This is a genomic window from Acinetobacter sp. NIPH 2699, assembly GCF_022549355.1.
Classification (GTDB): domain Bacteria; phylum Pseudomonadota; class Gammaproteobacteria; order Pseudomonadales; family Moraxellaceae; genus Acinetobacter.
The window spans coordinates 67417-90853 of the sequence record NZ_JAKZGL010000013.1; the positions used below are offsets into that span (position 1 = coordinate 67417).

Annotated in this window: 21 protein-coding genes and 1 pseudogene; 14 read left to right on the forward strand and 8 right to left on the reverse strand. The window is 41.2% G+C overall.

The window, feature by feature from the left end; translation table 11 throughout:
- Positions 1 to 177: 177 nt before the first annotated feature.
- The 4 genes from MMP72_RS12445 to MMP72_RS12460 form a co-directional block, all read right to left on the reverse strand.
- A complete protein-coding gene (locus MMP72_RS12445) occupies positions 178 to 2358 on the reverse strand; it encodes a phospholipase C, phosphocholine-specific (RefSeq protein ID WP_241317747.1) in 2181 nt (726 codons plus the stop codon).
- Positions 2359 to 2671: 313 nt separating this feature from the next.
- Entirely contained in the window at positions 2672 to 3388 is a 717-nt protein-coding gene (gene rph, locus MMP72_RS12450; RefSeq protein WP_241317749.1) for a ribonuclease PH, read from the reverse strand.
- Between the two features lie 124 nt (positions 3389 to 3512).
- Positions 3513 to 4703, reverse strand: a complete 1191-nt coding sequence (locus MMP72_RS12455) for an acyl-CoA desaturase (RefSeq protein ID WP_241317751.1) — start codon at positions 4701 to 4703, stop codon at positions 3513 to 3515.
- Positions 4704 to 4732: 29 nt separating this feature from the next.
- Entirely contained in the window at positions 4733 to 5773 is a 1041-nt protein-coding gene (locus MMP72_RS12460; protein WP_241317753.1) for a ferredoxin reductase, read from the reverse strand.
- A gap of 312 nt (positions 5774 to 6085) precedes the next feature.
- On the opposite strand from MMP72_RS12460, the gene MMP72_RS12465 reads away from it, so the two are divergent.
- Together MMP72_RS12465 and MMP72_RS12470 are read left to right on the forward strand one after the other, a co-directional pair.
- Positions 6086 to 6736, forward strand: coding sequence for a TetR family transcriptional regulator (locus MMP72_RS12465; protein WP_241317755.1), 651 nt, complete (start codon positions 6086 to 6088; stop codon positions 6734 to 6736).
- 106 nt (positions 6737 to 6842) lie between these two features.
- On the forward strand, positions 6843 to 7472 hold the full coding sequence (locus MMP72_RS12470; protein ID WP_241317757.1) for a TetR/AcrR family transcriptional regulator: 630 nt from the start codon (positions 6843 to 6845) through the stop codon (positions 7470 to 7472).
- Between the two features lie 55 nt (positions 7473 to 7527).
- Here MMP72_RS12470 and MMP72_RS12475 read toward each other — a convergent pair whose 3' ends face one another.
- A complete protein-coding gene (locus MMP72_RS12475) occupies positions 7528 to 8148 on the reverse strand; it encodes a thiol:disulfide interchange protein DsbA/DsbL (protein WP_241317759.1) in 621 nt (206 codons plus the stop codon).
- 257 nt (positions 8149 to 8405) lie between these two features.
- Here MMP72_RS12475 and ubiG point away from each other — a divergent pair, with 257 nt between their 5' ends.
- From ubiG to MMP72_RS12530, 11 genes are all read left to right on the forward strand, one after another.
- The gene (ubiG, locus tag MMP72_RS12480) at positions 8406 to 9119 is read left to right on the forward strand and encodes a bifunctional 2-polyprenyl-6-hydroxyphenol methylase/3-demethylubiquinol 3-O-methyltransferase UbiG (RefSeq protein WP_241317761.1); all 714 of its coding nucleotides are present in this window, start codon (positions 8406 to 8408) and stop codon (positions 9117 to 9119) included.
- Positions 9119 to 9817, forward strand: coding sequence for an HAD-IA family hydrolase (locus MMP72_RS12485; RefSeq protein ID WP_241317763.1), 699 nt, complete (start codon positions 9119 to 9121; stop codon positions 9815 to 9817). Before ubiG ends, MMP72_RS12485 begins: the two co-directional genes overlap by 1 nt.
- Positions 9818 to 9844: 27 nt before the next feature.
- Positions 9845 to 10591: a YciK family oxidoreductase gene (locus MMP72_RS12490; protein ID WP_241317765.1), complete on the forward strand. Its 747-nt coding sequence runs from the start codon at positions 9845 to 9847 to the stop codon at positions 10589 to 10591.
- A gap of 175 nt (positions 10592 to 10766) precedes the next feature.
- Entirely contained in the window at positions 10767 to 11153 is a 387-nt protein-coding gene (locus tag MMP72_RS12495) for an RcnB family protein (RefSeq protein WP_241317767.1), read from the forward strand.
- A gap of 111 nt (positions 11154 to 11264) precedes the next feature.
- Positions 11265 to 12620 (forward strand): amino-acid N-acetyltransferase, encoded by a 1356-nt coding sequence (gene argA / locus MMP72_RS12500; RefSeq protein ID WP_241317769.1) that lies wholly within the window; start codon positions 11265 to 11267, stop codon positions 12618 to 12620.
- A 292-nt stretch (positions 12621 to 12912) separates the two neighbouring features.
- The gene (locus MMP72_RS12505; protein ID WP_241317771.1) at positions 12913 to 13890 is read left to right on the forward strand and encodes a sulfonate ABC transporter substrate-binding protein; all 978 of its coding nucleotides are present in this window, start codon (positions 12913 to 12915) and stop codon (positions 13888 to 13890) included.
- A 12-nt stretch (positions 13891 to 13902) separates the two neighbouring features.
- Entirely contained in the window at positions 13903 to 14889 is a 987-nt protein-coding gene (locus MMP72_RS12510; protein ID WP_241317773.1) for an aliphatic sulfonate ABC transporter substrate-binding protein, read from the forward strand.
- Between the two features lie 32 nt (positions 14890 to 14921).
- Positions 14922 to 16097 (forward strand): FMNH2-dependent alkanesulfonate monooxygenase, encoded by a 1176-nt coding sequence (ssuD, locus tag MMP72_RS12515; RefSeq protein ID WP_241317775.1) that lies wholly within the window; start codon positions 14922 to 14924, stop codon positions 16095 to 16097.
- Positions 16094 to 16897: an aliphatic sulfonate ABC transporter permease SsuC gene (gene ssuC, locus MMP72_RS12520; RefSeq protein WP_241317777.1), complete on the forward strand. Its 804-nt coding sequence runs from the start codon at positions 16094 to 16096 to the stop codon at positions 16895 to 16897. The genes ssuD and ssuC overlap by 4 nt, the downstream gene beginning before the upstream one ends.
- 13 nt (positions 16898 to 16910) lie before the next feature.
- On the forward strand, positions 16911 to 17711 hold the full coding sequence (locus MMP72_RS12525) for an ATP-binding cassette domain-containing protein (protein WP_241317778.1): 801 nt from the start codon (positions 16911 to 16913) through the stop codon (positions 17709 to 17711).
- Positions 17712 to 17953: 242 nt separating this feature from the next.
- Entirely contained in the window at positions 17954 to 18565 is a 612-nt protein-coding gene (locus tag MMP72_RS12530; RefSeq protein ID WP_241317780.1) for a TetR/AcrR family transcriptional regulator, read from the forward strand.
- Between the two features lie 256 nt (positions 18566 to 18821).
- On the opposite strand, the gene MMP72_RS12535 is transcribed toward MMP72_RS12530, so the two are convergent.
- From MMP72_RS12535 to MMP72_RS12545, 3 genes and pseudogenes are all read right to left on the reverse strand, one after another.
- A complete protein-coding gene (locus MMP72_RS12535) occupies positions 18822 to 20078 on the reverse strand; it encodes a hypothetical protein (protein WP_241317782.1) in 1257 nt (418 codons plus the stop codon).
- 341 nt (positions 20079 to 20419) lie between these two features.
- Positions 20420 to 20987, reverse strand: a pseudogene (locus MMP72_RS12540) (5'-nucleosidase).
- Between the two features lie 64 nt (positions 20988 to 21051).
- Positions 21052 to 22185 (reverse strand): TDT family transporter, encoded by a 1134-nt coding sequence (locus MMP72_RS12545; protein WP_241317785.1) that lies wholly within the window; start codon positions 22183 to 22185, stop codon positions 21052 to 21054.
- A gap of 207 nt (positions 22186 to 22392) precedes the next feature.
- Between MMP72_RS12545 and ribF the strand changes: the two genes are divergently transcribed.
- On the forward strand, positions 22393 to 23394 hold the full coding sequence (ribF, locus tag MMP72_RS12550; RefSeq protein WP_241317787.1) for a riboflavin biosynthesis protein RibF: 1002 nt from the start codon (positions 22393 to 22395) through the stop codon (positions 23392 to 23394).
- The last annotated feature ends 43 nt before the right edge of the window (positions 23395 to 23437 follow it).

A 23437-nucleotide genomic window follows, 5' to 3' on the forward strand; every position in this document is an offset into this window, starting at 1 on the left:
TCCTGTTACAATTTGCAAAGACTCAGTATGCTTATGTTTAAGATACGATTTATATCGACTTTCTCACTGAGCTGTTTATTCTTTTATGTTGTATTTACTGGCTCTTTTTCGTGAGCTTTTACATCAGAAGCAGCCTAGATCGACCCAGACTGCTTATTTCAATCCAATTGAGCGCAGTTATGATTCAATAAATCCCATATATGGATCAGAAATAGAATCTTCATTGGTTTCAATACGACCAGCAAAACGGCGACTATAACTTGGCTCGTTTTGAATGGTCACGGTGAAATCATACCATCCACCAGAGTCAGACATATCCCAACTCAATTCTTTTTCACTCGCGGCAGTGTCTATTTGCCATGTTTTATTGGGTAAATAAGCATTGGCTTTCACAACCAACTGAGCTGTCTGTGCTGCATCATGACGTACTTTTAAGAGCAGTTTAGGATCACACTCCTCCATACACACGCGAATTTCAGGAAGCGCCTCTAACTGTATGGCTTGTGCCAAGTCCCCAGTAAAACTGCGATGAAAACCATTCGGTCCCAACACCCAGAGATCGTACTGATGATCTTTGGTCTGCCAAACATCGTCCAATTGCTTACCTGCTTCAACCATGTAACGGCGTGGAATCGCATCTAAATTCAATTTGTCATAGACATGAAATACCGCGGCCTGAGTTCCTGTATTGGAGAACATCAATTTAACCGTTTTCGCGACCGCATCAACTTTGGCACTGCTATGCAAGATATATGGCAATGCACGTGATGGTCGAATTCCCATGTCTTGCACAGGATAAGTTTGACTTAAAGGACGACTGACCTGTGCCAAGCGTTCTTGTGCTTTACGGATCGCATCAGCTTCTTCTTTGGTCTTTTTTCCTGTGAGATCAGGCAAAGGTAAAAGATTTGGTGTTTTAAAATTAAACGCCGAACTTAAGTCACCACAAACCGCACGACGATACGGACTAATATTGGGTTCTTCTACTCCAAAGCATTGCTCCAAGAAACGAATCACCGAAGAATGATCAAATACTTGTGAATTGACCCACCCACCACGACTCCAAGGAGAAATGATATACATCGGCACACGAACACCAGGGCCATAAACACCTATGCCATTACTCACTTTTGGATCAGTAAAGTTTGGCTGCCCCTCAGAGGCTTTGGCATGTGTCGCATACTCGTAGGACATCTGCTCTGTACTTAAAGTGGACTTTCCATGGACGCTACCTGAAGCATCCATCGACGGAGCACTTGGTGACGGTATATGGTCAAAGAAGCCATCATTTTCATCAAAATTGATTAAGAAAACAGTTTGGCTCCAGAGTTCTGGGCGCTCGGTTAACGCATTTAATACCTCTTGAATATACCACGCACCTTGCACTGGGCTAGAAGGTCCTGGATGCTCACTATAGGTTGCTGGTGCAACCAACCAACTCACTTGGGGTAACTGTCCTTGCGCAATATCATCTTTAAAAGATCCTAAAAAACCGCCATCTGGCATGGTATTGGCAATACCTTTATACAAAGGCTGAGTTACATCAATGGCTGGATCATAAGCAGGACAAATGGTGCTGTTATTGACAGGCTTGCCCGATAACTCATTGGCACGGCGATATTGTTTGAAACCAGCCAAAGGATTGTCGGTAAAATTATCAGGCATGTTTTGATAAACTTTCCACGTCACCCCTGCTTGTTGTAAGCGTTCAGGATATGTCGTCCATTCATACCCTTTCGTAGATGCTCCGATGTTGTCGAGATCATTCACCACACTGGCAACGTTGGCACCTGTTGGACCATTGGTGCCAGTCCAGATAAACATACGATTTGAGTTGGTGCCTGTATGCATGGCACAGTGATATGCATCACAGAGGGTAAAGGCATTGGCTAATGCGAATTGAAATTCAACCTCTTGTTGCTTGTAATAACCCATTGATTGAGGTTGCTTATATTGCACCCAATTGCCCATGCGTCCATGATCCCAAGCAAATTGACCATCCGTCCATGAATGCGGTGTGCCACTGACACGTTGGGCATTGCCACGGCTACTATCTAAATGATAAGGATAAACTTTGTTCTTGGTTGCATCATATTGTTCCCACACGGTACGGCCTTGGCTTAAAGGGATGGTAAAACGATCACCAAAGCCACGTACCCCTTTCAAAGTTCCGAAATAATTGTCAAAAGAACGGTTTTCTTGCGTCAAAATCACCACATGTTTAACGTCTTTAATGGTTCCTGTCTCGACCTTGGCATCAATCGCAAGTGCTTTCTGAATACTCAATGGAAAACTGCTGAGTGCGGCCGTACCAAACAAAGCTTTGGTTGTATTTAATAAAAAGTCACGACGGTTCATTGATTTATTTCCTTATTGTTATGTTTATGGCGCGCAGTGAACTTTGCATGTAGATGTTGGCGGCTTTGGATTTGGCGTAGGATTATTATTGTTATCGCCATCACTGTCGTTACAGGCACTGAGTAATAAGCAACTGCTGCTAAGCAACGCTAAAAGGAAATTTCGCATTTGGCTATCCGTTAAATATCAGTGCAGATAGTCAATACAAAATAAATGACAGTTCGATGATGGTTTAATAGCAATTCGATGACAGAAAAAAGACAAAAAAAAGGCGGTCTAAATATACCAGACCGCCCGCACTATCAACTGGAGCTTACCAACCGAGTGCCTGCTGTTGCTTTAGAATCAATTCCGCGATTCCTTTTTCAGCAAGTTCTAACATGGCATTGCACTGTTGGCGAGTAAACGGTTTATCTTCTGCCGTTCCTTGAATTTCAATAAATTCGCCTGCTTGTGTCATCACCACATTTAAATCGGTTTGGCAGTTTGAATCTTCTTCGTAGCACAAGTCGAGGTGAACTTCATCTTGATACATCCCTACCGAGATGGCTGCCACTAGACCTTTTAACGGATCTTGTTTAATTTTTTTGTTGCTCAGTAATACATTCATCGCATCAATCAATGCCACGGCTGCACCTGTAATCGCTGCGGTACGTGTTCCGCCATCGGCTTGAATCACATCACAATCAATGGTGATGGTGTTTTCACCAAGTTTTTTCAGATCAACCATCGCTCGGAGGCTACGACCAATCAAACGTTGGATTTCCTGTGTCCGACCCGACTGTTTACCACGCGCTGCTTCACGGTCACTACGGGTATGGGTTGAGCGCGGTAACATGCCATATTCAGCAGTGACCCAGCCCTGTCCTTTGCCTTTTAAAAAGCGTGGAACCGAATTATCGATACTCGCAGTACACAATACTTTGGTATGACCAAACTCAACCAGAACTGAACCTTCTGCGTAACGGGTATAATTACGGGTAATTTTTACTTCACGTAACTGGTCTAATGCTCTTTGGTCAATACGCATAATGATTCCTTAAAACGATGGCACAAATATAATTGCACCATAGTATATCTCAATTACACGCACTTTCCCTTTTACTTATTGGTGACGAGCATCGCTTGATGGCTCAAACGATGCTCTATCTTGATTAAGCAGCTTTACCAAACATGCCTTTCACCGCCTCAGTAAAGGTACGTTTGGTCGCCACCAAACGATCGACCACATTGTCAGGCAAAGAGTGAACAGCCAGACGTTTATACACACTCACAATCTGAGATCCAAACGGAGCGGTATTGTATTGTTGACCATACTCTGCACAGACTTCACGTACTTTAGGCGCCATCTCTTTATAACGGTTGGCAGGTACATCAGGAAACAAGTGATGTTCGATTTGATGGCTCAAGTTACCGCTCAAGAAATGCATGATTTTACCGCCAGTAAAGTTTGCTGAACCACGAATCTGACGCAAGTACCACTCTGCTTTGGTTTCATTATCAATGTTGTCAGTGATAATTTCAGAATCTTCTGTGAAGTGACCACAATAAATCACGGTCGATGCCCAGTAGTTACGGATCAAGTTGGCAACAAAGTTACCTGCTAATACTGGCAAGAACATTGGGCCCGCGATCAATGGGAACAGCACATAATCTTTACCAAACTGACGTACCATCTTTTTACGTAGATTTTTGGATTCTACATACACTTCTTTCCAGGTTTTGGTGCCATCAAACAATACTTTTTCCATCTCAAGACGTTGTAAAGCCAGTAGCCATTCAAAACCCGTAGATAATACAAAACCCGTTGGTACGTTAAATAAAAAGCGAGGTTCCCACTTTTGCTCACGGCTCATACGCATCACGCCATAACCACTAATGTCATGATCCATGCCGTACACATTGGTATAGGTATGGTGCTTATAGTTATGGGTATATTTCCAGTCTTCACCAGTACACACCGTATCCCAGTCATAGGTTGCACCGTTAAGCGTTGGATCGTTTAACCAATCAAACTGACCGTGCATCACGTTATGACCAAGCTCCATGTTTTCAACGATTTTAGATACGCCTAGCATAACGGTACCCAATAACCATACGGGTGGAATCCAACCACCAAACATCAACATGCCACGCGACGCAATTTCGGTGTAGCGTACAAAGTTACGTACTTTATAGATATAATCAGAATCTTCTTTGCCAATTTTAGCCATGGTTTCAGTACGGATGGCATCAATCTTACGGCCAAACTCTTGTACTTCTTCTGGTGTTAATGCACGGCTTGTGTTACCGCCAAATTTGATTGGAGGAATCGTTTTAGTCGGATTTACTGTCATCATGTTCATAATATTATACTCTATCTGGTCAATATGAATTAAAGGTCAATCTCAACGGGACTCACTGCTTCACTCACACACAACTTAATTTGCACATTGTTTTGGTTATCGATTTCACCTGTAAGTTGATTTTTCACTGCACCACTGACCTTGGTACAAACACAGGTATTACAAATCCCCATACGGCAACCAAAAGATGGTTTCAAACCCGCAGCTTCAGCACTGGCCAACAGGTTGCCACGGCCTTCAAACTCTTGCATACTGCGACGGAAATTGACCGGTTGGATTTGAGCATCCACATCCATCGTCACTGGCAAGAAGCTTTCTTGCGTTAAACGGTCTAACCAACCACGTTTCGTCCAGATTTGACGTGTCGCTTTCATCAAACCTGGAGCAGCACACACATAGGTTTGACGTTTAACAGCATCGGCACACAAACGGTCCAAAGCTTCTTCATCAAAATAAGCAGGTTGTTCAGCACTATCGACAATAATGTGTAGGTTAAAGTGCGGATATTCTGCTGCCAGTGTTTCCAATTCAGTACGGAACGCTGGATCACGTGAGTAATAAATCAACGTCACAGGTTGATTTGAACGTGCTAATGCCTCTTTCGCAATCGGAATAATCGGCGTAATACCACTACCCGCAGACACCAAAAGAATCGGTTGTTTACCTTCTTCTGTATCGAAGTCTTTTAGCGTAAATTCGCCCATCGCCTGAGTAATTTCAATCACATCACCAGCACGTGCGCTGTTAGCTAAATAGTTAGATACACAACCTTGTTTTTTGATACCTAACACCAATTTGTCGTGACTTGGTGAACTCACCAAGCTATACGCTCGTTGATGCTGCACACCATCAATACGAACCGTCACCATCACAAATTGACCAGGCTGATAGGTTGTAAATTTATTGTTACTGCTTAAAGTGACCTTGATCATTTCATCTGCAATAGGTTCAATCGCTTCGATTTTTGCCATAATGCGGCGCAAAGTCCACATCGGGTTAACCTTTGCAAGGATAAAATCAACAAAATCTTCTCTAACCCAATGTGGCTGATAACTTAACTGTGCGCTCATACGTTCCTCGTTTTGTATCTGGCTATTTATATTGAGTGAACAACTGTTCGTATAGTGAACATGTGTACACTATATTTATTTGTGTTCACTGAGTCAACACTTGTTCACTAATTTTTTGATTAATTTTTCAGCTTTTTTTTAAATAATTAAAAATAATGAGGAAATAAGCAGAACACAGATCATCTTCATGCATGAAACAGAGCCATTGATTGCAAAAACGCTAGAATCTGTCTGATTTAGCAATCGATTAAGACTAAAAAAAACCTATTTTTTTTGCTAGACTCTACAGTATAAATTTTATGGATCTTATTCATGTCGATTAGAGATGAACGAAAACAACAGAGTCGTCAGGCTCTACTTGATGCAGCGCTCCATCTCAGTACCTCTGGACGCTCATTTAGTAGTATTAGTTTGCGCGAAGTTGCTCGCGAAGTTGGTTTAGTACCGACAGCGTTTTATCGTCATTTCCAAGATATGGAGGCACTGGGACAAGAACTGGTTGATCAGGTGTCGTTACATCTCAAAAGCTTGATTCATCAATTGGGTCAGAGCTATTTACAACACAGTGGCGCAGCCAAAACGCGCACCAGCATTGAACTTTTTGTACAAGCGGTGAATCATAGCCCACAACAATGGCAGTTTATGATTGCGGAACGTTGGGGTGGCTCTGAAACAGTACGCATTGCAATTGCACGTGAAATTGAATTTTTGATTGAAGATTTGGCGGTTGATTTATACAAACTTGACACCTTTAAGCACATTAAAGAAGACAAGTATCTACAAGTCTTATCAACCATCTTGATCAATATGTCATTTACATGGGCGATGACGTGGATCAATCTTCCCAAACAATTTACGATTGATGATTTATTAGAACAACAAAATTTGTTTATTGACAATGCAACCACTCAGGTGCGTTTGCTATTTCGTGGTATCTCCAACTGGGAACCACAAAACGCTTGACCATATCGAATTCTCAGTTTGATATATAAAAGCATTGCTTAGCGTTATTATGCATTAGACAATAATGCGATGCCGTTTAGAACACTATGAGGAGCTTATAAGCATCATGAATCCTGATCGTCATACTCAGTTCTTAATTCGTAAAGAAAAAATTTTACAGGTTGCTGAAAAGTTATTATTAGAAAATAACCAAGAAATGACCCTCGATGAACTGGTTGCCGAATTGGACATTGCCAAAGGTACCTTATACAAGCATTTCCGTAGTAAAAATGAGTTATTACTTGAACTTATTATTCAAAATGAAAAAGAAATTTTAAAAATTTCAGATAAATACAATACTGATGTCAAAGAGTACGCACCACGTTATATGCTTTACCATTTAACGTCACCAAGTCGTACGATCTTGTTGCATCAGCTAGAAGAACATCTGACCATGACCGAGTCAAAGCTAAAACATCTATTTGATGAACTCTATGAGATTCGTCAGCAACGGATTGTTTCACTGAAAGACATGACCGAAAAATATTTAAAATCACAAAATTATGATATGTCGATTCGTGATTATTTATCTTATATCTGGTCGCTGACTTACGGCGCAGCGTTATTACTCAACTCAAGCTATTACCAGCGTTCAATTGGCTCACGTGAAAAACTGATTAACCTTTATGTCAACCAAGCACTGTCCTTACCCACAGAAAAGGTTCAGATCGACTTAAAAGACTTCCAACTGGATTAATCCTAAGCAAAAAGGACTGTTTATACAGTCCTTTTTTACGCAAGAAGTGGGTAAATTATTTGGCTTTACGCTCTTTTTCTAATAAATAATCAACCACTTGAGTAACCTTGGCGTCTTCACCCTGTACCACATATTTACCGTTCACCACCACCGCAGGAACACCAGTCAACTGGTACTGTTGAGCCAATTGATTTGACTCAGCGATTTTTGCAGTAATCGGAAAAGAGTTAAACATGCTATTAAATTTCTGTTCTGGCACACCGTAACGCGCAAAGAATTTCGCTTGAGATGCTTGATCAAAGATTTGCTGACCGCCGTCATGGATGGCATGGAACAGTGGAATATGGGTTTTCTTACGCACACCTAACGCTTCTGATGCATAGTAACCACGCGCACCCTGTTCCCATACTTTATTCATGGCTGCTGGAGTACGGAGGAAATAGACATCTTTTGGAATTTTCTTGAGCCATGTTTGCATATGTGGTTCAAGGTTAAAACAGTGCCCACAACCGTACCAAAAGAACTCTCGCACTTCGAGTTGACCAGCAGGTGCCACGGTCTTCACTGGATTCGCCACGACAGTATAATCTTTGCCTGCCACGAAATCGGCAGCCATTGCATTCATAGAAAATGAGAGAACAGCCGTGCTTAAAACACCGAATACTAACTTTTTCATTGCCTTTGTTTTTCCTCTAAGTATTTTTCATCAGTTTATATGCTAAATATAAATCAAACACGAGCAATTCGTTTTGCTTCTGTGAAGTTTTTTATTGGATTTATCGCTTTTTTTCCCAGAATCGCTACACTAAGCTAAGTTCAGCATCAAAATACGCTCTGAAATTGGATGAGAACTCGGTAAGACTCTGCTTGGTCTAAGATTCTAGGAATTCGGCCAACACTACATCTCCATAAAATATTGATTGAGGTACTTCCATGTCGCAACTGAATGTTGACCCGCAAGAAATCGCAAAATTTGAAGCATTGGCTGCCAAATGGTGGGATCAACATTCTGAGTTCCGTCCACTGCATCAAATCAACCCTTTACGTTTAAATTGGGTTGATGAACGCGTAGGCGGCTTAGCAAGCAAGAAAGTACTGGATGTCGGCTGTGGAGGTGGCATCTTGGCAGAAAGCATGGCACGTCGTGGTGCAGAAGTATTAGGGATTGATATGGGTGAAGCGCCACTTGCTGTTGGCCGCTTACATGCGCAACAAGACAATGTGCAAAATATCGAATATCGTCAAATTCCTGTGGAACAACTGGCGCAAGAACAAGCAGGTCAATACGATGTAGTGACTTGTATGGAGATGATGGAACATGTACCAGATCCAGCATCCATCGTAAAAGCCTGTCAAACACTGGTAAAACCTGGTGGACACGTGTTCTTCTCCACCATTAACCGTAATCCAAAATCCTATTTATTCGCGATTATTGGAGCGGAATATGTGTTGCGTTTACTGCCTAAAGGCACACATGACTACCATAAATTCATTCGTCCCTCAGAAATGGCGCATGATATTCGTAACGCGGGTCTCACCCTAAAAGAGATGACGGGTTTGCATTACAACCCGATCACCAAACATTATTGGTTAGCACCGAATGTTGATGTCAACTACATGGTTCATACCACGAATACAGGTGCGTAATGAAGGCTGTTTTATTTGATCTTGATGGCACACTCATCGACACCGCTGCAGACTTTATTCGTATTATTCAGCAAATGTGTCGGGATGAACAACGTCCAGTTGTCGATGCAGAAGCCATTCGTACTCAGGTTTCTGAGGGTGCGCGCGCTATGGTGAAATTGGTTTATCCTGAATTGGATGTCACTGATCCAGTGTTTCTCACACACCGCCAACGCTTTTTAGATGCCTATGGTGACAATATCGTAGTCGATACCGATCTATTCGCAGGCATGTACCCTTTGCTAGAGGAATTAGAAGCACATCAAATTCCTTGGGGCATTGTGACCAATAAACCGCGTGGTTTAAGTGAATTATTACTCGCAGCCCTACAGCTAACAGAACGTTGTGCGGTGCTGGTGTGTCCAGAAGATGTCAGTAAAACCAAACCTGATCCTGAACCGATGTACCTAGCCGCAAAGCAGCTCAAGCTCGATGCAAAAGAGATTATTTACATCGGTGATCATCCACGCGACATTGATGCAGGCCGCAATGCGAATATGTATACCATCTTGGCTGCATATGGTTATTTACCTGTCGAATCACGAGATGATCTTGTTGCTTGGCAAGCAGATGCAATTATTCAAACCGTCCCTGAACTACATCAACTCCTCAAACAGAAAATCACGGTGTTGTCAGAAAATCAGGGTATGATGAGTTAAATAGGCAAGACAAAAGGAGGCATAACAATGAAATATTCAGAATATCAACCTCGTCCAGATCTACTCAAAGATCGTATTATCCTGATTACTGGTGCGGGTGATGGTATTGGGCGAGCTGCTGCGATGAGTTATGCCCTACACGGTGCAACGGTTGTTTTGCATGGTCGAACCCTCAATAAACTCGAAGTCATCTATGATGAAATCGAAGGTTTAGGCGCACCACAACCTGCGATTTTGCCTTTGCAACTTTCTACAGCATCTAGCCATGACTATGAGCTTTTGGTCGATACGCTGCAACAACAATTCGGACGTTTAGATGGTATTTTGCATAATGCAGGGATGTTAGGCGATCGCGTTGAGCTGGCAAATTATCCTGTCGATGTTTGGGATGATGTTATGGCGGTGAATTTACGTGCACCCTTCGCAATGACCCAAGCGTTACTACCATTACTCGAAAAATCTGAACATGCTTCTGTGATCTTTACCAGTTCAGGTGTGGGCCGTGAAGCGCGTGCATTGTGGGGCGCTTATTCAGTTTCTAAAGTTGCAACTGAAGCCATGAGCAAAATCTTTGCTTTAGAAAACAGTTATCCCAATATTCGCTTTAATTGTATTAATCCGGGTGGAACGCGTACCGCAATGCGTGCCAAAGCGTATCCAGATGAAGATCCTAAAGTGTTGCCAACACCAGATAGCATCATGCCTGCTTATCTTTACCTCATGGGTGACGATAGTTTAGAGATGAATGGGCAAAGTATTGATGCTCAAGCGTAATTCATTCATTACAATAATTTTAAATAACATTGAACACTGACCTTAACATGCTTTTTTGAGAGAAATGAGTAGAGATCCTTCATCTTTTTAATGGAATAATGAATCGGTCTTCACAGTTTCTCTGCATTTTTAAGGTACAGTTTTCACATGAGAGACATCCGATATTAGGTGCATCATGAAAAATTTTTTCATTATCTTCGTCTTAGGTTCAGCCACCTTGTTGAGTAGCATGGTGAGTTTTGCAGGTCCAAATTTTGATCGTGATGATGATTCACGTGAGAATAAACACAAACACGGTCGCAATTTTGAACGTCCAGATAATGACAATCGTATGCGTGAACGACGTATGCGTGAAGAACGTGGCGTGGAGCGGTTAAAACAACATCGCTGGCAAGCAGGTTATGTCATGCCTCAACACTATCGAGGAAATGGCTATAAGGTTGATTATAAAGAGAACAACCTACCAAAACCAGAGCGCGACCAACAATGGTATAAAATCAATAATGACTATATATTAGTCAACTCGAATGATAATAGTATTGTACGTATCATGGGTTTCTAGGTGCTTTACACTTGTTAAACTAAAGAAAATTGAGCTGTTGTTTTAGGAATCAGTTTATCTTTTGGTTTTTTTAGTTAGAATCAGATTCATTGATGTATATCTGAGATCAACATGGCGAATCAACTCACTGAAACTTCACAAAGTACAACGCAAGATTATGTACATTGGTTTCGCCATTCTGCACCCTACATCAATGCGCATCGCCATAAAACTTTTGTGCTGATGTTTAGTGGTGAAGCCGTCCAACACCAAAACTTCCAACATATCATTCATGATATTGCGCTATTGCATTCTCTCGGTATTCGATTGATCTTGGTGTATGGCGCACGCCCTCAAATCAATCAAAACCTGTTTGAAAGAAAGATTGAAACGCCTTTCCATCACAATCGTCGCGTGACCACTCGTGAATCATTGCCTGCTGTGATGAATGCAGTGGGTTCTATTCGTTTAGAAATTGAAGCACTCCTTTCTATGGGATTGGCCAACTCCCCAATGTACGGCGCTCGCATTGATGTGGTTTCAGGTAATTTTGTCACGGCGAAACCGTATGGTATTCGTGACGGTGTTGACTTCCAATTGACAGGTGAAGTTCGTTCAATTGATACCGATGCGATTCAGCGACATTTGGACAACCACAACATCGTATTATTGGGGCCAACAGGCTACTCAACCACTGGGGAAGTCTTCAATCTATTGGCAGAAGAAGTCGCAACCAAAACTGCGACGGCATTAAACGCAGATAAGCTGATTTTCTTAGGTGAAAAACAAGGCCTAATGAATGAAAAGCAGCAATTATTGCGTGAATTAAGCCCTCGCCAACTTGAATCCTATATCCAACAATATCAACCAAACTACCCAGAATTTGCCTTGCATCTCAAACAAGCACAACAGGCGTCTTTGTCTGGCGTGCATCGCGTCCATTTGATTTCTTATACTTACGATGGCGCATTGATTGAAGAGCTATTTACCCGTGATGGGATTGGCACCATGATCACCGATGCACATTATGAAGACGTGCGTATTGCCAATATTAATGATGTCGGCGGCTTAATTAATTTACTTCGCCCACTCGAGCAAGAAGGCATTTTGGTGTATCGCTCTCGCGAACTGCTTGAAAGTGAAATCGAACAATTTGCGGTGATTGAACGCGATGGGATGATCTTGGCATGTGCAGCACTCTACCCCATTTCATCAGCCCCGAATGAAACGCGTTCGGCTGAGATTGCCTGCGTTGCCGTTGATTCCAGCTACCGAAAATCAAATCGTGGCAGTCAAATCTTACAATTTTTAGAAAACAAAGCCAAACAGCAAGGGATTCAACAGCTCTTCGTATTAACAACACGAACAGCGCACTGGTTTTTAGAGCATGGTTTTGTACCTGCCCATATTGATGATTTACCGAATGCCCGCCAAGCACTCTATAACTACCAACGTAACTCGCTGGTCTTTAAAAAAGTGCTGGCCTAACACAAACGGAGATATTTTTATTTTTGCTAAAGATATCTCCAAACTGCTCTTTTTTGCATATCCAACTTGAATAGTAAATACCTCATTAAAAATAATTCATATATAAACAATAGCTTAAAAATAAATAAAGCCATTTAATCATTCCGTATCACGATAACCATATTCATTATTCTGTTTTGCATTTTTTTAGATAAATAAAGCCTGATTATTTATTTTTTATGCAATAAAAAAAGTTTTAGTTTAGTTGCTCATCTTATTTAAATCTTTTGATTTTGCGGGGAGCACCACCAACATGGCTATTTCTATCAATCGTTCATGGGCAAAACATACCCTCATTGCTGCAAGTCTTGCAGGCATGGTGGGTGCTGCTGGTTGTGCAAAAAAAACTGAGCAGCAAGAAACCACAACACTCAATATCGGCTTTCAAAAGTATGGCATCTTGCCGATTGTTAAAGCAAAAGGTGAATTAGAAAAAAACCTTGCTGCTCAAGGCGTTAATGTAAGATGGGTTGAGTTTCCAGCAGGCCCTCAACTGTTAGAAGGTTTAAATGTAGGTAGCGTAGCATTCGGTGAAGCAGGCGAAGCCCCTCCTATTTTTGCTCAGGCGGCCAATTCAAACTTGGTTTATGTTGCGAACCAACCACCAGCACCCGCTGCGGAAGCATTGATTGTACAAAAAAATTCTCCAATTCAATCTATACAAGACCTGAAAGGCAAACGTATCGCCCTCAATAAAGGATCAAACGTCCATTACCTGTTACTCAAACTTTTAGAAGCCAATAACCTCACTTTAAATGACATCCAACCGATTTATCTTCCGCCTTCAGATGCACGTGCTGCCTTTGAAAAAGGTGCAGTGGATGCATGGGTCATTTGGGATCCCTTCTTTGCCGCAGCAGAACATCAAATTCAAGCACGCGTGATCGCCAATGGCGAGCAGTTGGTCAACAATTATCAATTCTACTTAGCAGATCGCAAATTTGCTGAAAGTCATCCTGAAGTTTTAGACACCATTGTTCAAACACTCAACCAAACCACTGACTGGGTTAAAAACTCACCAGACGATGCCGCGAAGTTACTCGAAAAACCAACAGGACTTGAACTTGAGGTGTTAAAAGCGTCGATCTCACGAATGGGCTTTGGTGTACAACCCATTTCTGAAAAGGTTGCCCAAGAACAACAAGCTGTTGCTGATGCGTTCTATGCCCAAAAACTCATTCCGAATCAGTTAGTCATCCAAGACGCTGTATTAAAAAACCAAGTGAAATAATAGGAGATCAGTATGAAGTTGTTCGCTAAAGTTTCAGTTATTGGTTTAGTCATCACCGCTTTTACCCTCAGTGGATGCCAAAAACCAGAACAAACGACAGGAAAGACAACTTCATCCACTGAAAACCAAAGCATCAAAACACTGTCAATCGGATTTCAAAAGTCATCACTCAATTTATTGGTGGTCAAACAACAAAAGCTGTTTGAACAGGCATTTCCAAATGCCAAAATTGAGTGGAGAGAATTTCCAGCAGGTCCACAAATGCTGGAAGCACTGTCCGTGGGTGCAGTCGATTTTGGCTATGTCGGTAATACCCCTCCAATTTTCGCCCAAGCGGCAACAAAGCCGTTGAGCTATGTGGCTTATGAAGTGGTGGCACCAACTGGACAAGCCGTTCTCACCCATGTAGATGGCAAGATCAATTCACTTCAGGACTTAAAAGGCAAACGTGTTGCTGTCCAAAAAGGCTCAAGTGCCCATGAACTTTTAGCCAAAACCTTACAAAAAACAGGTCTGACGTGGCAAGACATTCAACCGATTTGGTTACCTCCTGCCGATGCTCGCGCAGCTTTTGATAAACAAGCCGTTGATGCATGGGCCATTTGGGAACCCTATTTAGGTACAGCAGAAATACAAGGTCATACCAAGGTCTTGGTTGATGGTACTGCTTTTCCAACCACCTATTCTTTTTACATTGGCAACCCTGACTTCATTCAGAAACATCCTGATTCAGCTCAGAAACTGATTAATAGTGTCAATGTTGCAGATCAATGGATTGTGCAACACCAAGATCAAGCATTACAGATTTACGCTCAGAGTACGGGATTGAGCATCCCTGTTGCCCAACGTGTTCTAGACAAACGTCCTAAACCCTCTCCTGTGCATACACTCACCACTGAGGTGGTAGAGAGTCAGCAACAAATCGCTGATTTATTTAAACAAGAGCAACTCATTCCAGCGCAGATTGATATCCAACACAGTGTTTGGTCTGCCCAATAATCACTTATTGTATTTTCATAAGGAACATCGACATGAATATTTTCTGGTTTATCCCCACTCATGGTGACAGTCGTTATTTAGGCACCAGCAAGGGTGCTCGTCAGGTCGATCATGCTTATATGAAACAAATTGCGGTTGCAGTCGATAATTTAGGTTATGCAGGTGTGCTGATTCCTACAGGTCGTTCTTGTGAAGACCCTTGGATCACGGCAGCCAGCTTAATCGATGCAACCCAGAATCTTAAATTCCTTGTTGCACTACGTCCAGGTCTCACCACACCCTCACTCGCTGCCCGTATGGCTGCAACCTTCGATCGCTTGTCGAATGGTCGTATTCTACTCAACCTTGTCACAGGCGGAGATGAACAAGAATTAAAAGGTGATGGTCTGTATGAGGATCACAGTACCCGTTATCAAACAGCATCAGAATATGTAAAAATCTGGCGTGAAATTCTCACCCGCTCGCATATAGGTGAATCATTTACCTTTCATGGCGAACGTCTCAGCGTTGATGAAGCCAAGCTGCTCTATCCACCGATACAACAACCCTATCCGCCTTTATGGTTTGGCGGCTCATCAGAGGCAGCAACTGAGCTTGCCGCTGAGCAAGTGGATACTTATTTAACGTGGGGTGAACCACCTGCCGCAGTGAAAGAAAAAATCGAACACTTACGTGCAAAAGCAGCGGCCAAAGGACGCACGTTGAATTATGGTATTCGTCTGCACGTGATTGTGCGTGAAACCAATGAGCAAGCTTGGGCGGCTGCGGATGAACTGATTCAATACCTTGATGATGCCACCATTGCTGCAGCACAGAAAAAATTTGCGCAAATGGATTCGGTCGGTCAACAACGTATGGCTGCCCTGCATGGTGGACGTAAAGATCAACTTGAAGTTTCACCCAACCTTTGGGCAGGCATTGGTTTAGTCCGCGGTGGCGCAGGAACGGCTTTAGTCGGTGATCCTGAAACAGTGGCTGCACGAATTCAGGAATATGCAGACTTAGGCATTGATACCTTTATCTTCTCTGGCTACCCACATTTAGAAGAATCCATTCGTTTTGCCGAATTGGTCTTCCCACTACTACCGATTCAAACACGAGAAAAACTGGCACAACCACATTTAACCGGACCGTTCGGAGAAATTATTGCCAATAACTACGTGCCTGAGGTCAAAAACTCCAAAACCGTCGTTAAGGAGACAGCATGAGTGCAAGAACCCTCTTCGGTGATGTTTCACGTGGAACAAAAACGCTAGGGAAAGGTCTATTGCCTTGGCTTTTCCCCATTTTACTGATCATTATCTGGCAAATCACCTCGATCACTGGCTTGTTACAAAGTCGGGTTCTCCCCGCACCGACTGCTGTGGTCAGTGCTTTTTGGCATTTATTGATCAGTGGTGAGCTTTGGCAACATGTCAAAGTCAGCGCGGGTCGAGCTTTGCTGGGTTTATTGATCGGTGGTGGTTTAGGGCTAATTTTAGGTTTGCTTAATGGCTCATCTCGTATTGCCTCGACCTTACTCGATACCACCTTACAGATGATTCGTAACATCCCTGCGCTGGCCTTAATTCCTTTGGTGATTTTATGGTTTGGCATCGATGAAACGGCCAAGCTATTTCTGGTTGCTGTTGGAGTATTTTTCCCAATTTATATCAACACCTATCATGGTATTCGCTCGGTAGATCCGCAACTGATTGAAATGGGTAAAAGCTATGGGCTGACCCGCTGGCAGTTATATAAAGATATTATTTTACCGGGTGCAATGCCTTCTATTCTGGTCGGTCTGCGTTTTTCTTTAGGTTTGGTGTGGGTGCTGTTGATCGTTGCTGAAACGATTTCTGCCCAGTCTGGTATTGGTTATATGACCATGAATGCACGAGAGTTCTTACAAACGGATATCGTCTTGGTCGGCATCCTACTCTATGCCTTGCTTGGCAAATTAGCAGATGTACTCGCTCAAGCGTTAGAGCACTATTTATTGCGCTGGCATGCAGGCTATCAAAAATAAAAAGGACATCAATATGAGTAACTTAAATTTAAATTTCTATGATGACAGCTTGGTCCAGCCTGTTACCGAACCAGAAACCTCAACCGCTCCTGCAAATGGTGCTGATATCCTAATCGAACAACTGTATAAATTTTATGGTGAGGTTAAAGTTTTAAAAGATTTAGATCTGAATATTCAAGCAGGTGAATTTGTCGCCATTGTAGGGCGTAGCGGATGTGGCAAAAGTACCCTATTGCGTCTGATTGCTCAGCTTGAAAAAGCCAGCTACGGCGAAATTAAATTTCAGTCTGCTCGCCATTTTCGTGAAGGCATTACCAATGATGACATTCGAGTCATGTTTCAGGACCCACGCTTACTGCCTTGGAAAAGTATTTTGCAAAACGTGCAATTGGGTTTAGCCAAAACCCAGCATCATCTCGCAGAAACACTTTTAGAAAAAGTGGGTTTAAAAGACAAAGCAACGCAATGGCCGACTCAGCTGTCGGGTGGACAACGCCAACGTGCAGCGTTGGCACGCGCCTTATCCCATACTCCACGAATCTTATTACTCGATGAGCCCTTGGGTGCTTTAGATGCACTCACCCGTTTGGAGATGCAAAGTCTGATTGAACGTCTCTGGAAAGAGCAAGGTTTTACCGCGATTCTGGTCACCCATGATGTCAGTGAGGCAGTTCAACTGGCTGATCGGATTATTCTGCTGGATCAAGGGCATATCGCACACAGTTTTCAGGTGAATCTACCCCGTCCACGTAAGAAAAGTATTGCCTTTGCGCAGCTGGAACAACAAGTCCTTGATGCAGTTTTAGCGACCTAAAACTGCATTTTAGGCATGAGATCACCCTCAAAATCTATCAACAATGGCATTTATGGACTTAATTCAGCAAAGAATTGTTTACAAAATATGTAGTGGTATTTTTAGATTTCAAGAATTATCAAATACATCGTCACCATTGGTCTAACAACTACACATTTTTCGATAAAAAAATGGTGTTATTGTGCACAAATCCAACAATTTATCTTACAATGTCAAAGACATTTTTTGAATCAAGCTCGCAGATGGAACAGAAAAAAAGTACACAAAAGCGCAATCAACTGCTGAATGCTGCCCTAGATGTTTTTTCCGTCTATGGGTTCAGTGGTGCCAGTTTGGATGAGATTGCACAGCTCGCTAATATGCATAAGTCCAATATCTTTTACTACTATGAAAATAAAGAGTCTCTTTATGTTGAAGTGCTCACCACCGTTTTACAAAAATGGCTGGCTCCGCTACAAACCTTAGAAGCAGAACTTGAACCAACGGAAGCATTGACTCACTATTTAATTCAGAAGATCGAGAGTTCTCGTGACCAACCTAAAGCCTCGCGGTTATTTGCCCTTGAGATTATTCAAGGCGCACCGCACATTTTGCCGATCTTAAAAGGACCTTTGAAAAAGTTATTTAAGCGCAAAACCAAAGTGATTCAGACTTGGCAAGAACAGGGTAAATTATCCAAGCAAGTTGATCCCGATTTATTAATCATTAATATTTGGGCAATTACTCAGAATTACGCAGATTTTTCAACACAAATGGAAATGGTGACAGGTAAAACCCTACGCAATCGAAGTATGTATCAGCGTAGCATTGAGCATACCGTTCATTTGATGTTGTACGGCGTGTTGCCTCGTTAAATTTTCTTCTAAAAGCCTGAGTTTTAGCGATTGAAATACACTAAAAAGCGACTAGCAAAGTCGCTTTTTTATTCAATGCGTGAGAATGTTATTGAGTTGGCCTACACAAAATTATGGGACACGAAAAAATCGTTCCAGTGCGCTAAACTCTAGAACACCCCACATTAAAACATTGATATAAAAAGAAAATTTCAATTATCTCACTTAAGGCGTATTATGTTAATTTTAGTGATTCTTAATTATCAAAATCACTTTACTACATATGAGACATATCAATACAGTCTAGTAGGCTATCTTTCTCTTGATGCTTAAGCCATAAGAGAAATGATTTATCTACGATCTCTAATTTTTCAACATTCTCATCATAATCAAATACAATAGGGCTAATATTAATCTTAGTTTGAACTTCAACAATTTTTTCTAATAGACTTCTAAACTTACGTTTGGTAGTACCTGTAAAAGTTGAAGAATTAGGATGATTGTCTTCTAAGAGTCTATAGATTGCTTTGTAATACAGCCCACTTTTTAAATATTTTTCTTCAATTTTAGAAACCAAAATAAATATTAGCCAACGGTATAAGTCATGTTCTGTATCACTCGTATAAGTACAGAGTTCCTCAAAAAGTCGTCTATATCGACTAGAACTAGCATTCACATATAATAAACATTCATGTTCGATAGAGGTAGATGCACCAATATTTTTAAAAATAGGTAATGTTCTGAATATACCTTCTTGCGAGCAAATATTATGTGCAATAGCTTGCACCATATGTACAAATCCATCACTTTTTTCAATCAAATCATTGATAGCATTTTCATCAAATTTAATATTCAGGAGGCTTTCACTAACGCTTATAAGTTCTCTTAAATCAGCCTGACTCCATACATCTGCATTTATCGCAGTTATTCGTCCCTGTAAATCCCCATTCAAAATAGATAAGCGATCACCTGACCAGACTGCAGTAATAAGAAATTTAATTTGGCTGTTATCATGAAAAACTTTTAAAGCTGTAGAAAAACTTTTTTGAACCTCTTCTGATAAATAGTGAAAATCGTCAATTGATATAATTTTTTGATCAAAGCCACTTTCTTTTAGAACAGAAACAATGTCATTTGGGTCTTGAGTATTAATTTCTAAGACTTTTCCAATTCTTGCTACTTGGCGTTCATTAGCCACGTCTGCTTTAACTTTCCAAAAATTGAAACCTCCGCTAGCCTTTGATGTTTTTTGTGTTTTGACTTCTGTATCTTGTACAAAACCAACTGCCTTTAAAATTGCTTTAAATACATCCTCTAAAGACCATGTATTTATACAATTTAAAGAAATATACTCGTCTGGTTTTAAATTATACTTACGTAATGAAGTCTTCCCTTGCTTTGAAGATCCATAAACAACTACATGATTTCCATGAGTTATATTTTCAATAAAAATACTATCAATATTTCTTTCGATATAATTAAGTGGGATAGTGTTTGTGGAAAATACATCATGAATACTATTGGATTTTTCCATAATATAATGAATTTTAAAAAATTTAATTCAATATACTGGTTTTAAAATAAAAATAAATAAATTATTTAACCCGAATCCTGCTTAAGGAAATGACACTATTCATCTTGAGACTTATCCATCATTTTTAGCATAAAAAAGTCTATGCTTTGGACTGATAGCACTAAAAATTAATCATAAAATTACATTTATCTTATGATTTTAAAGAAAAATCCTTATCCGCGATTCGGGTTATTTAACATAAAATCTCTTATGCGAAACCAAACGAAATAACACTTTAGTTTCCAAAACTTAAGCATATTCGCTATTTTATCCATACACATAACTACATTAAACCTTTGCATTTAAAAATGTGCCTGATACAACGCTAATAATTTTTGTGCCCCCAGTAACAGGTTCTCTTCCCAATCCAAATGAGCTGTATCATTCGCGCCATCGGTAATATATTTGACTGAAATCAAACGCACATCCAACTTACGGCAGACTTTTGCTAAGGCATAGGCTTCCATATCCACTAAATTACAGCTGACTTTGGGTTGTCCTGTTTCGAAGGAATCCCCCGTGCCACAGATCCCTTTAGGAAGAGATTCAAAATGAGGCTGAGCATAAATCTCCGCAGAAATATCATCATCCATTGGGGTAACACCAACCGCAAAACCTAAAGGGGGAGACATCCATATCTCGCTGCACAAATGTGGTCACTTCAACCAAACTATGCGCATCAAAATGTGAACTTCCAGCACTGCCTAAATTGATGAGCGTCTTACAGCCTGTTTTCTGAATCACATCAAAGGCTTTGAATGCCGCATTAATCTTACCTATTCCGCTGTAATGAACATCAATCCCCGCCTGTTCAAACAGACCTTTGGATTCATTCGGCAAAGCCATAATCAGAGCAATATCAGCATTCATAAAAAAGACTCGTTCAAATAAAAATAGAAACACAAAAAAAGTGTGCTTACGCACACCTTAAATATTATTGCATCTTCTGCTGTAAGGCGACCAAACAGGGAGAGAAAAATAATTGACCGCTATACGCTCCTGCCAACGTTTTCTTCATCACCAATGCCCATAAACCAACCAACAACAGACTTAAAACCACAGCAACGTACTGTAGAAAATCAAGATGTAACTGATGCGCTAAATTAAAGATGGCTAAGATAAAGACACCGAATGGAAAAGTCAGTCCCCACCAGCCTAAGTTAAATGGAATGCCAGTTCGTGCATGTCGCAGTGTGGTTAAAATCGCAATCCCAAACCACCATACCCCAAAGCCTAACAGTACCAAACTCCCCACAATGCCTAAGGCTGGCAATAACATCGCTAACCCTTCAAAGCCCATGGCTTGCATAATACGTGGTGCTTGCTCACCCAATAACAATAGAGCCAATGCACCTGTCCCAATTGGTCCTAAGCATAACCAGCTCGAAATCGCGACCTCTTTCTCAGGCAATTGGTGCAGGGCTAGACGCAACATTAAAATCGTTAAGATCGCAAAAGCAGGTAAAACAGAAATCCCCCACAACACATAGCCTGTAATCAAAATATATAACGCATGTTGATCAGCCGCTAAATGTTGTAATAACAAACCCGCAGAGCTAGCAGCCACCTCACACGCCACAATGGGTAACAACCAAACTGCGGTCATACGCTGTAACTGATGGTCTTGGCAACTAAACATACAGAATGGCACAATCCACGCGATCACCACCGCCAGAAACACATCGATATACCAAAGATATGTTGCAATTTGGACCGCAATATCACCGTATAGATGTGTACCAAAACTCAGAAAACCATTGGCAATGGTCGCTAGACCCATCGGAATCGCACCCAAAAACAAACTCATATTGGGATGCGTAAAAATCTGCTTGGCTTCTGCTGGAAACAACACCCAACGTAAGATATATAAAAGACTGAAAATGCTAAATAACAAGATATTGAATTGCCACAATTTGGTTGCCAGCATAAACAATAGAGATGATGCGAAAGGAAGCTGTGCTAAAATCATAGCAACCACACCTGTTCCCATCGTTGCGGTAAACCAGTTCGGCGTAAAATGACGAATCACATCTCTCGTCTGTTCTAGCTGGTAAAATGGTTTTTTCATCTCTATCTCTATATAAAGCGACAATGAGGTTATCTTAGTTGAGTTCTTAAATAAGAAAAATTGATTTATTTTTATTTAATGAATCAAATAAATTGATATACAGGGCTTAAATATTGAAAATTTCCTGCGTAAAAACACAACAACAAGACGAAACGCTGAGAATATGGCAATATATAGCCTTTGCAAAATTCACTGTATTTAACGCCCATGAAGTTGCTTCGTCTCAACGCATTATCGCCAAATTTTCAGTTACCTCCAACTGCGGTAACCATTGGCAATTTTGATGGTGTCCATTTAGGCCATCAAGCGATGATTGCTCAACTCAAAACATTGGCTGCTGCCAAAGGCTTAAAAACATTAGTGATGATTTTTGAGCCACAACCGCTTGAATTCTTTAAAGGTTATGATGCTCCCCCACGCATTAGCTCTTTACGTGAAAAAGTAGAATATCTAACAGAGCTGGGGGTCGACTACATTGCTGTTGCAAAGTTTGATCATTATTTTAGAAGTTTAAATGCCACAGAATTCGCTGACCTACTCAAATTAAAACTCAATGCACAAAGCCTCGTTTTAGGCGATGACTTTCATTTTGGTAAAGATCGACAAGGGAATAGCGAATTTTTACGCGATTATGGCTTTGATGTGACCAATTTAAATACCATTGCCCTAAATGGTGAACGAGTCAGTTCAACCCGCATTCGTCAAGTCCTTCAAGAGGGTGATCTGGCATTAGCGGCAAAACTATTGGGCCGCTCTTATAGCATCACAGGCCGTGTACAATATGGCGACCAGATTGGGCGTACCCTTGATTTTCCAACCATTAATGTCCGTTTAAACCGTCATAAACCTTGTTTAAATGGCATTTATGCGGTTGATGTATTGTGTGAAAATGCTTCACTCACAGCCACAATAAAACATGCAGATCCCGCCTTAAAGGGTATTGCAGGATACCAAAGTGACAGTTTGTTTGGTGCAGGTCATGTGGGGACACGCCCTGCCATTGAACAAGCCCAACCTGAATGGCGATTAGAAGTACATTTCCCTGATGTTTCTGCTAATCTGTATGGCTTATTGATGCGGGTAACCTTCCTTCACTATTTACATGGTGAACTGAACTACCCTTCGCTTGAAGCACTCAAAGCTGGAATTGATGATGATGTGCAACAATTACGAGATTATCGTAATCGTACCCCTGAATTTCCTTTTTAAATTTAATTGTAAAACCTGTCAGTTTAGACTGATCAAACTGGAA

Bases quoted from the DNA above. Each gene is read 5' to 3' on its own strand.
- MMP72_RS12445 (WP_241317747.1), bottom strand. From the start codon at position 2,358: ATGAACCGTCGTGACTTTTTATTAAATACAACCAAAGCTTTGTTTGGT.
- rph (WP_241317749.1), bottom strand. From the start codon at position 3,388: ATGCGTATTGACCAAAGAGCATTAGACCAGTTACGTGAAGTAAAAATT.
- MMP72_RS12455 (WP_241317751.1), bottom strand. From the start codon at position 4,703: ATGAACATGATGACAGTAAATCCGACTAAAACGATTCCTCCAATCAAA.
- MMP72_RS12460 (WP_241317753.1), bottom strand. From the start codon at position 5,773: ATGAGCGCACAGTTAAGTTATCAGCCACATTGGGTTAGAGAAGATTTT.
- MMP72_RS12465 (WP_241317755.1), top strand. From the start codon at position 6,086: ATGTCGATTAGAGATGAACGAAAACAACAGAGTCGTCAGGCTCTACTT.
- MMP72_RS12470 (WP_241317757.1), top strand. From the start codon at position 6,843: ATGAATCCTGATCGTCATACTCAGTTCTTAATTCGTAAAGAAAAAATT.
- MMP72_RS12475 (WP_241317759.1), bottom strand. From the start codon at position 8,148: ATGAAAAAGTTAGTATTCGGTGTTTTAAGCACGGCTGTTCTCTCATTT.
- ubiG (WP_241317761.1), top strand. From the start codon at position 8,406: ATGTCGCAACTGAATGTTGACCCGCAAGAAATCGCAAAATTTGAAGCA.
- MMP72_RS12485 (WP_241317763.1), top strand. From the start codon at position 9,119: ATGAAGGCTGTTTTATTTGATCTTGATGGCACACTCATCGACACCGCT.
- MMP72_RS12490 (WP_241317765.1), top strand. From the start codon at position 9,845: ATGAAATATTCAGAATATCAACCTCGTCCAGATCTACTCAAAGATCGT.
- MMP72_RS12495 (WP_241317767.1), top strand. From the start codon at position 10,767: ATGAAAAATTTTTTCATTATCTTCGTCTTAGGTTCAGCCACCTTGTTG.
- argA (WP_241317769.1), top strand. From the start codon at position 11,265: ATGGCGAATCAACTCACTGAAACTTCACAAAGTACAACGCAAGATTAT.
- MMP72_RS12505 (WP_241317771.1), top strand. From the start codon at position 12,913: ATGGCTATTTCTATCAATCGTTCATGGGCAAAACATACCCTCATTGCT.
- MMP72_RS12510 (WP_241317773.1), top strand. From the start codon at position 13,903: ATGAAGTTGTTCGCTAAAGTTTCAGTTATTGGTTTAGTCATCACCGCT.
- ssuD (WP_241317775.1), top strand. From the start codon at position 14,922: ATGAATATTTTCTGGTTTATCCCCACTCATGGTGACAGTCGTTATTTA.
- ssuC (WP_241317777.1), top strand. From the start codon at position 16,094: ATGAGTGCAAGAACCCTCTTCGGTGATGTTTCACGTGGAACAAAAACG.
- MMP72_RS12525 (WP_241317778.1), top strand. From the start codon at position 16,911: ATGAGTAACTTAAATTTAAATTTCTATGATGACAGCTTGGTCCAGCCT.
- MMP72_RS12530 (WP_241317780.1), top strand. From the start codon at position 17,954: ATGGAACAGAAAAAAAGTACACAAAAGCGCAATCAACTGCTGAATGCT.
- MMP72_RS12535 (WP_241317782.1), bottom strand. From the start codon at position 20,078: ATGGAAAAATCCAATAGTATTCATGATGTATTTTCCACAAACACTATC.
- MMP72_RS12545 (WP_241317785.1), bottom strand. From the start codon at position 22,185: ATGAAAAAACCATTTTACCAGCTAGAACAGACGAGAGATGTGATTCGT.
- ribF (WP_241317787.1), top strand. From the start codon at position 22,393: ATGAAGTTGCTTCGTCTCAACGCATTATCGCCAAATTTTCAGTTACCT.